Raw genomic sequence first — 9,026 nt, 5'->3', positions numbered from 1 at the left:
GCCCGCTCCATCCAGAGGACGGAAAACGCTCACACCCCCAAGACGTTCAGGCGACGACAGACCCTAGCGACGTCAGACCTAGAATTCGAACCCGAGATCGATTGATCTTTTAAGGGCGTCAAACGCGTCGTCTTCAATTCTGACGATTGACTGAGGGAAGCTGCTGAGGATGCCTCGGGCCGTAAGGGCACTAATGGGAACGACCTCGGTGAGATGTCCTACAAGCAAAAAGTCGATGATTAAGAGCGGTGTCGTCCTGCTAGCCATCTCAATCAGCTCACTGTCGGGATAAACCGACCTTTTGGCAGTCCAGCGACGCACTTCGTCGATATCGTTACTCCACCTAACTGATTTGACTACGCCGACCGTCGTCAGCGATTGGCTGCCGTGAGTTCCGGCCTGCTTCGACAGATAGAAGAGGATCACGTCCCCCGGATTCATCGTCTTGGTCGGAGAGTGACAGAGGTAGACCTTCTCGATCGTGTTTGCTGGCTTACCCAGGATCTCCACGGCAGGGTCAGCAACCGCAGAACCGAACTCGGGGAAGAGCATCGCGTGGTACGCGGGACGGATTGGGATGACGTACTTGCTCACGCCAGCGCCGCAAACGAAATTGGGGTAGCTGCGGCAGCTTGCTGCGAGGGCATTCTCCCCTTGGCGCGGAGAGACCGGTCCCCTAACCATGGCCTTCTCTAGGACCATCTCTCCGTTCGTCCTAGTTTCAGCTACGACAAAGCCATATGCCTCCAGCAGCAAACGCAAGGATTTCTGCTTCGGATATGCGGTTAGATACACCAAATCATAGTCGTTCTTTTGAGCGAACCATAGGATCTGCTTAACGAGCTGCTCTCCAAGCTTGCGACCCCGGAAAGCCTCAGCGACCTTGAACGTGCTGATCTTTAGTATGTCTGGACCCGGATGCTTTGTCTTAGCTTCCGCGTGGGTTTCGTCCTTTCTAATGACTAGGGCTGCCAGCTGCCCATCGACCCTCACAATCCAGCACTTTCTCTCGTCATCCGAGATTTTGCGGGTCCATTTGTCGAAGTCAGGAGCATAATCCTCGCGCAGCTCGTCAAAGATCGGGTCGGTAAATTCGAGTTCCCCAGCGGCTACCTCCGACACGGTCGGCAGAGGCACATCTTCAAGTTCGTAAGACCGAAGCGCCCAGGCAAGCGCGTCGTCAACCGTAAACACAAGCGCATCAAGTTCCGTAGACGCGGCCAGCGCATGGAGGGCAGCGTCGTTCGAGACGACGTAGTCTGCTATCTTCGTTCTTACCGCATCCAACAGGGTGGCATCATTGAGTCCTTCGTCCGTCGAGCAGGGGCCGAAATGCTGTTCGATATCTGCTTTCGAAGGGGCGTGACTGCCTGGCAAAGTCGCCAGAGTGTTTTTCGCCGACGCAGCTGTGGCAGAGGGCTGAGAGATGGGGTGGAGATACAGGTCGACCCCGTTCCGCGCACAAATATGTTCGAGCTTCGCAAATTGACGATCGGGCCGCTCGTCCGGCTCAAGATCCGCCAACAAGTCCGCATCGATCAGCAGGCGCATGTCAGCTTCCGTCGACGAGGCGTTCGAAGCCCTCGTGGGCGTACGCGAACGACTGCGGGGGTGTGAAATTTAGCTCGGCCTTCAATATGGGTAAGCCGACGGGATTCGCAAGCTTGATAGGGTTCACCAACCGAACCACATACCCGGTCTCACGACCCCGGAAGTAGGTGTCGAAATCCTCTGAGGCGATGCAGGCGACTGCTTCGTATTTTTCCCAGATTTCCCTGATTGCCAATCTTTCCACCGTTGAGATGGTCGCATAGCCAATCAGGGCCTGAATTGGCACAGAGGCATAGACGTAGAGGCGTGCGCCTGTGACGGTTCCATAGGGGAAACGCCGCCTCAGTTCGACGGTCTTCACGCCGTCGACGATGCGCGTCGCGTACTGAGGCTTGATGCTCAGCACGAAATTGTGGCGAAACAGGTCGAGGGTTCCCATGCCTCGAATCTAGCTGACGATCTCGCGCGACAACACCCCACACGGGGGTCTCGCTGACCGTTCGCTTGTCGCTCGCACAGAGGCCGCGGTTTAGCGCACGGAAATTTTTCTTTGTTGCAAACGCCCGATCACGTGCTGCGACCCGTGATGCGATCCATCCTAGCACCTCGTTCTCGATTCAGGCCACCGGAGGGCACTTCCCTTCCGCGATATGGCTCCGCACAGAGCGCTTCCTCCTCCCTCTTGTGCGTGACGCCATCGTATCCTGGGCAGCCGGTGAGCACGCTGTCGCAGATCTCACGCACCACGAACAGCAGCAGCAAGGCAGCCAGCATTATCAACACGGCCCAGGCAGCGAAGTCCGATAGACGATCACCCGGCAGGAGTAGGTCGGCAGCGCGACGCAGCCGCTGCCGGAACCGACGAGGGTGCGAAGAGGAGCGGCGGCTCTCGGACATGAGCTGGGATCTGCAGGTTGAGGGGTACGACAGGGATCAGCCGAGCCAGCCACCGACCACCATGGCGAACAGGTAGGTGACCAAGACGAGGGCAACGCACACGGCGAAGCTTTCAGGGGTCGGCTCTCGCCTCATCGCGGCGCCGGTCGCTCCAACGGAGGCTCGTCGAAACCGACCTCAGCTGCGGCCCCGGAGCGGCCATCCCACGACAGCATCCTGCGGCGTCGGTCGCCCGCGTTGGACATCACCATCCATCTCGCGGTGATATCCAACGCGGGGAAGCAGCTGGGCATGAGAGGAGACCGCACTAGCAGGTGCGTTGGATATCTTCTCGCGTCGAATATCGCATGCTCGCCAACGCCTTAGCACTGCGTTGGATATCACGCGCAGCTCGGCGAGCGCGGCCGGCGCAGCGATCAGATAAAGCAGCCGGAAGTATCTAATCGCGTGTGATGGCACACATGGATCTTTACGCGACCCCTGACCAGCGCTACACAAGCATAATGACGTCGAACAGAATTGCCAATTCTGTCATTCCTTGATCCATAACGTATTTTTAGCTTGCAGAGGTCTGGCAGGCTGCGGTACAAGCGCGGCCGTTGCATCCCGCCACAGAGCGCGCCAAGCGCCTCCGAGGGCGGCGCCGAACAAAATTGGCAATTCTGATCACCCAGGCACCGGCTCCGCCGCGTGCGAGGACGCGCCACCATGACCCGCAGCCCTTTCCCGGCCGGCCATGCCCGGCGGTCCGCCGAACGCTCGCCCGCGCCCTCCGGCATGTCGCTCCACACCCTCCAGGGCCGGCGCAAGTACCTCACCCCCGACGAGCGCACCCGCTTCATCGCGGCGGCCTCCCGTCAGCCGCCCGAGATCCTCACCCTCTGCCTGGTCCTGGCCTGGACCGGCTGCCGCATCTCCGAGGCGCTGGCCCTGACCCATGCCGACCTCGACCGGGCCGGGGGCCTCGTCAGCCTGCACTGCCTCAAGAAGCGTCGCGCCGGTATCGTGCGCGACGTGCCGGTGCCCGAGGGCGTGATGGCCATCCTCGATCTCGTGCACGACCTCGATCCGTCCGAGCGGCGGCTCTGGCCGATCGGGCGCAGCACCGCCTGGCAGCGGGTCAAGGCGGTGATGCGCGAGGCGGGGGTCGGCGCCTCGGCGGCCTCGCCCAAGGGCCTGCGCCACGGCTTCGGCGTGCACGCGCTGCGCTCAGGAGTGCCGCTCACCCTGCTGCAGCGCTGGCTCGGCCATGCCAGCCTCTCGACGACCGCCATCTACGCAGACGTGCTGGGCGCCGAGGAACGCGAGATTGCCGCCCGCATGTGGTAGTCGGCTCGGGCGATCGCGCTCCGGCGCGCTCCCCACGGATTACCCAATCGCCGCCTTCGCCGTCCTGCGCGTCGTGCCCGTCGCACCCCTCGCGGGCGGCACGGCGGTGATTCTCAAGCACCGCTTCGCCCACATCCCCCAGGACGCCCGCAGCGGCCGGGCCTGGATCGCCGCTCTCGCCCCCACTCTTCGCGGCCCGCCTCGCCCCGGACGCGGCCGTGCCCGTCGAGGCCTACCAGCGCTACATCGTCTCGGCGTCGTCCTGCTCGCGGCCGGAAGCGGCCCGGCCCAGCTGCTTGAGCGCAGCCCGGAACAAGCCCGGGCGCGGGCGCTCGACCATCTCGTGCTCTGGACGCCGCTCCACGGTCGCGCCCGCATTCTCGCCTGAGGCGAGACCGCGAGCCTCGGCCCGGGCGAGATCCTGCTCCTCGACCTCTCCCGTCCCGTACGGATCGAGATGGACGCCCCGGCCGCGCGGATGCTCGTAGTCCCGCACCGGCTCCTCGACGCCGCAGACGACCCGCCCGAGCGGCACGGCCGCATCCTCGGGCAACCTCGTGAACGCGGAGTTGAACGCGGAGGCCGCGATCTCGCAGGCGCTGTCGACGCGCCAGTCGCTAGCGATCTCGGCGCTGTCGCTGGCCAACCAGGCCAACCAAGGCATCCTCCAGCTCCTGCGCTGATCCCGAGCGTGGCCCCCGGCGCGGCGGATGACCCGCGCCGGGCGTCTGCCGGCGAACCGCGCTGCCGGCCTGCTGGTCTCTGCTCAACATCCTGCCGTACTCATCGGTCCTTCAGGCGCCGCCGGCCAGAAGCGCTGTGAGTTCGAGCCAGACCGAAAGTCGATGGGGATCCAGGGTTGCGACGAACTCAGCCTGCTCTTCCTGGAACATCGCCCGGACCTGCTCGCGCGTCGCGGCCTGCCACGAGCCGCCGGGCGCGAGCGCCACGACCCAACGATACCACCCGAGCAGATTGCACCAGACGGCTCGGCGGGCCTGCTCCCGCTCGATCGCCTGCGAGAGCGCTGCCCGGCAGGCGGCCCCGTCCTCGGACCAGAACCACTCGAACAGATGCGCCGCGAAGATGGGCGCCGCCCGGACGAGATCGTCATGCTCTGCGGGTAGCAGCACCAGGAGTTCGATCAGATCCTCGCGGTCGATATCCCTCAGTGGACCGATCCGCTTCTCGAACAAGGGAAAGCGCTCACGCACGCTCTGCGGGGGCGAACTGACGTCGCGCCAATCCGGCGCACACGCCTCGATCGTCGGCAGCATGGCTGCGAGCTCCGGATCGACATCGTACTCGATGGGATCGGCATCCGGCCCCGGGCCGGGGTCACGATCGGCAGGCCGCTGCGCCATGGACACGCCGTCGCCATGCACATCCTCGGCTCCCGCTCCGTTGTTCGTCCGGGAAGCCGGCGCCGGCTCTCCGCTTCCCGGATCGGCCTCGTGATCGGGAAGCGTCGGCGTCTCCCCGCTTCCCGGATCGGATGAGGGTGCGACCGTCGTCCCGAGGGGCGACACCGCCTGCGCGTTTGAGTCCGGGGCAGGCGCGGCCGCGTCGGGCTTGCCCGACCGTTCCGCCGCCGCGGCATACAAATCCGCCATCGTCAGCTCGAGCAGGCAGGCCGCGCGCCGTTGGCCGAGCTCGTGCATCCTGCGGGCGAAGGCCTGCGTCGCGGCCTCCTGCTCGGCCTCGATCACGGTGAGCTGCCGCATCAGGCGGTTACAGCGGGCCCGCAGTTTCTCCTCGCCCCAAACGTACGCTGCGCCGGGACGGGGCTGGTAGGGCTGCAGCCCGAAGCGGGCGCACAGGGCCGCGAACACCTCGCGGACGTCCGGGTTGGTGACTCTCCGCTTCACGACACCACGCACCTCGCATTCGGGCCGCGCCGGGGATCGGCGACGGGCTCACGCGTGAAGGCGACCAGGACGCGCGGCCAGCCGTCAAGCTTCCGCTGATCCCATCGGAGCGCCGGATCGGCTGCCCGGGCCGCCTCAACGGATGGCCTGGGCAGCCCTCAAAATCCCGGAAAAGAACCCCGGAAGACGGCCGCCCCGACGGGCGACGGCCGGGCTTTGCCGTTCGCTCGGGCGCGCGAACCAAAGCCCGGCCGGGCCCCCGGAATGACATCGATCCCAGGAAGGACGATCCCCAAAAAGACGTTCCGGTTCGGCTCGGAGGTGCGAGCCGAACCGGAACAGGGCTCAGCTCCCCTAATCCAGAGCAGCCCGGCGGCCGCTCCCGATTAGGCGGCACCTGCGCGCCGGCTTCGACTTCCCAAACAAGGGCGGGCTGACCGGGCCGTCAGCCGCCGGATCGCGGTGCTCCGATCGGCTCGGCACGAGGCTGCCCAAGCCCGTCTGACACGTCCGCCGGTTCGCGGCCGGGTCGGGTACCAGCGACCTGTCCGAGCACGCCCCACGACGGCTCGGGATGCCTCGTGCGGCAGAACATCGCACAGCGCTGAATGCAATCTAGGGTAAGACATATAGCATCAGATCAATCTAAGATGGTTAGCGATTCCTTACAGCTAACCATTCCTTTCTTAAATCCAAGACGTCAGATCGATCTACCCAATCGAGCCACTCCGACCGAATCGCTCAATGCTTTTGTGCGCTTGATCGAATCGGTAGAGCCTGCCTAAGCTTGGCCATCTGCTCTTGCCGGTGCTTGCCGGCGGCCATCGAACATGCCCGATCCGATCACCACGCACCCCTTCGTGCGCGGCGTCCTCGCGTCGCTCTGCCACGACGCGGACGGCCCGCTCATGCCCGAACACGGCCTCGGCCGCGCTCGCCTGCCGGAGACGCTGCGGCACCTCTATCGTGCGCCGGGCGTGCGCTTCGCCGGCCGCGGCGGGCGCGAGCGCCCGCTCTCGCGCGACGGGGCGGTGACCTGCCACTTCTCCCAGACCTCGGTCTCGAAGACCTCGCCGATCCTGGCGAGGATCCGGGCCGCGAAGGCCGGCCGGTGCTACCAGGGATCACGCGCCGTCGCGCACGAGGCGTATATCGAGCGGCCGGGCGCCGCCGAGCGGCTCGGGCCGGCCCGAAGCCGACGCGCCACCGGCCGCGACGGTCGCGAGCAGCAGGCCTACCTCGAGCGCGACGGAGCGGTCGAGGCAGATCCGGACGCCGCCCTCGCGCTCGCCTCGTTCGGCACGATCGGCGACACGCCCGAGGAACGAGCGCGGTTCTGGACGCTCGTCGAGGAGAGCGAGCGCTCGGCCCGGGGCGACCGGATCAGGATCGCGCCTGGGCGTGACCCGGACTGGTGGGCACGGGCACTCTCCGCGATCGACGCGGCACCGGAGGCGGCCCGGGCCACGCTGCGGGCGGCGGGCCCGCAGCGTTCGGCTCCCCTGACGCTGACGCTTCCGACCGAGGACGCCTTCGCGCTGTGGCGCTGGGCCATCGGCCTCGGCGCGGACGCGCCGGTCGCGATCGCGCCGGGGCGCGGCGGGCGCATCCAGACCCGGATCATCGCCGAGCTGCCGCACGAGATCGACGCCCGTCAGCGGCTGGCCATCGTCGAGGCCTTCACGGGCAAGCTCGAGGCCAAGGGTTTTCCCTACTGGGCGGTGGTGCACGCGCCCGACGAACGCAACGACGCGCGCAACGTCCACGTCCACATCGTCTACTACGACCGCCCGGCGCGGCAGATGCCGCATCCGGACACGGGCGCACCGAGCTGGGACTTCGCGATCACCTGCGAGAGGCGGCGGGCGAACCGCACCCGGGTGCTGACGCGGCCCTACCGGCAGCCCAAGGATCGCGCCAGCCACGACCGCACTTGGATTGGAGAGCTGCGCGCGAACTGGGGCGCGTGCTGCAACGCGGTGCTGGCCGAGGCGGGGATCGCCAAGCGCTACGACCTGCGCGCCTACGCCACGATCGGCATCGGGCAGGCGCCGGGCGTGCACATCCCGGCGCGCCAGTACAACAAAGAGCGCAAAGGCGCCCTGACCGAGGCGGGGGCCGACCTCGCCCGACGGCAGTGGCAGGCCGAGGCGGACCGCATCCTCGAGGCGCGGGCCGCGGCGACCGGGACCCAGATCGGCCTGTTCCTGCAGCGGGGCCGGCAGGCCGAGTTCGCCGTGCCGAGCCGAGGAGCGGGCCAGTCCAACGCTGCAGCCCGCGCCGGCATCGGCGACCCCGGCGAACCGGTGCGGGCACTGATCCGGCGCGGGCTGGCTCTCGTCGTGGAGATCGGCCGGCTCGAGCTCGCGCGGGATCTGGCCCGGCTCGTCTGCGCGCGGACCCTGTCCCGGCCTCGCCTGCTCCTGGCGGCGAGCACGGTGCTTAAGCACGCTCGGGGCGCGAAGGCCGATCCGGGCGGGATCACCGGGGAGGATCCCCCGGTGCCGGAGGGCGCGCCCTTCGGTCTGGCGCGCCGGAGCGCGCTCGCCGGGCTGTGCGAGCGGCTCGACCGGGGGGCGGGACAGCTCGCTGCGGCCTACGAGGCGCGGATCGCGGACGCGTCCGGTCGGCTCGACCGGATCCGCGCCGACCTCTCCCTGGCCGGGCGAACGCCACTCATGGATTCGGCGCGGGCGGGATCGGGCTCCGCGGAGGGCCCGGATCTGGCGATCACCACTGTTCCGATCGATCCGGTCCCGGAGGCTGAGTTCGCCGCACGGGTGCGGGCGAGCCTCGAGCCCGCCACAGCGGTGCTCTGGCATCGGTACGACGTGGGCGTGCTGCAGACGACGGAGGCTGTCACCAAGGCACCGTCGCCGGCGATCGCCTCGATCATGCCGACACCGAACCTGCGGCCCGCGACAAAACCACCGACAGAGCCGCCGGCTCCGGTCGCGCCGGTCATTACTCCCGCTTCGTCCTGGTCGGACGCCGTCGCGCGTGCGGCGGAGCGGCATGGCAAAGCTCAGGTCGATCCGATCCCAGCCCTGCGGCCTCTACAGCCCCAGTACGAACTCGCCCGACCGCCCTTCGCCAGCCTCGGCGGGGCTCGCCGCTCGAACGGTGCGCCGCTGACGCCGGCCGCTCCTCGCCCCAAAACCGATCGTGCGGGCGCAGAGGCCGCGGATCCGGGCGGAGGTCAGCCGCTCGCGTGGACGCCCGAGGCGCGTCGTGCCTCTTCGCTGACCGCCTCGGCCATGCCGGCACCCCTGCCTGCACCGGAGGCCGCGCGCGCGATCGTGGCAGAGAGCGGTGCGCCGAGCGCCGCCACAACGCCGGCAGCCCCGCCCGCGGCCTCCGGTGCAGGCAGGGGTGCCGGCA

Annotated in this window: 5 protein-coding genes and 1 pseudogene; 3 read left to right on the top strand and 3 right to left on the bottom strand. The window is 67.4% G+C overall.

Annotated elements, in window-relative coordinates:
• Positions 1-78 precede the first annotated feature (78 nt).
• Positions 79-1,551 (bottom strand): GNAT family N-acetyltransferase, encoded by a 1,473-nt coding sequence (locus MZTS_RS19085; RefSeq protein WP_024830167.1) that lies wholly within the window; start codon positions 1,549-1,551, stop codon positions 79-81.
• A gap of 1 nt (position 1,552) precedes the next feature.
• Positions 1,553-1,990 carry an ASCH domain-containing protein gene (locus MZTS_RS19080; protein ID WP_024830166.1) on the bottom strand — a complete coding sequence of 146 codons (438 nt, stop codon included), beginning with the start codon at positions 1,988-1,990 and terminating at the stop codon, positions 1,553-1,555.
• Between the two features lie 1,166 nt (positions 1,991-3,156).
• Between MZTS_RS19080 and MZTS_RS19075 the strand changes: the two genes are divergently transcribed.
• Together MZTS_RS19075 and MZTS_RS25335 are read left to right on the top strand one after the other, a co-directional pair.
• Complete coding sequence (locus MZTS_RS19075; protein WP_043343459.1) at positions 3,157-3,777, top strand: tyrosine-type recombinase/integrase; 621 nt, start codon at positions 3,157-3,159, stop codon at positions 3,775-3,777.
• A gap of 545 nt (positions 3,778-4,322) precedes the next feature.
• A pseudogene (locus MZTS_RS25335) lies at positions 4,323-4,460 on the top strand (flagellin); the annotation flags it as partial.
• Between the two features lie 111 nt (positions 4,461-4,571).
• On the opposite strand, the gene MZTS_RS19065 reads toward MZTS_RS25335, so the two are convergent.
• Positions 4,572-5,486, bottom strand: a complete 915-nt coding sequence (locus MZTS_RS19065) for a hypothetical protein (protein ID WP_192285025.1) — start codon at positions 5,484-5,486, stop codon at positions 4,572-4,574.
• A 989-nt stretch (positions 5,487-6,475) separates the two neighbouring features.
• Between MZTS_RS19065 and MZTS_RS19060 the strand changes: the two genes are divergently transcribed.
• Positions 6,476-9,026, top strand: a 2,551-nt coding sequence (locus MZTS_RS19060) for a MobA/MobL family protein (RefSeq protein ID WP_192285024.1), incomplete at its 3' end; no start/stop codon positions are given.

Source organism: Methylorubrum zatmanii (genome assembly GCF_014845115.1).
GTDB lineage: Bacteria > Pseudomonadota > Alphaproteobacteria > Rhizobiales > Beijerinckiaceae > Methylobacterium > Methylobacterium zatmanii.
This window is presented reverse-complemented; position numbering and strand designations above follow the sequence as displayed.

Bases quoted from the DNA above. Each gene is read 5' to 3' on its own strand.
- MZTS_RS19085 (WP_024830167.1), bottom strand. From the start codon at position 1,551: ATGCGCCTGCTGATCGATGCGGACTTGTTGGCGGATCTTGAGCCGGAC.
- MZTS_RS19080 (WP_024830166.1), bottom strand. From the start codon at position 1,990: ATGGGAACCCTCGACCTGTTTCGCCACAATTTCGTGCTGAGCATCAAG.
- MZTS_RS19075 (WP_043343459.1), top strand. From the start codon at position 3,157: ATGACCCGCAGCCCTTTCCCGGCCGGCCATGCCCGGCGGTCCGCCGAA.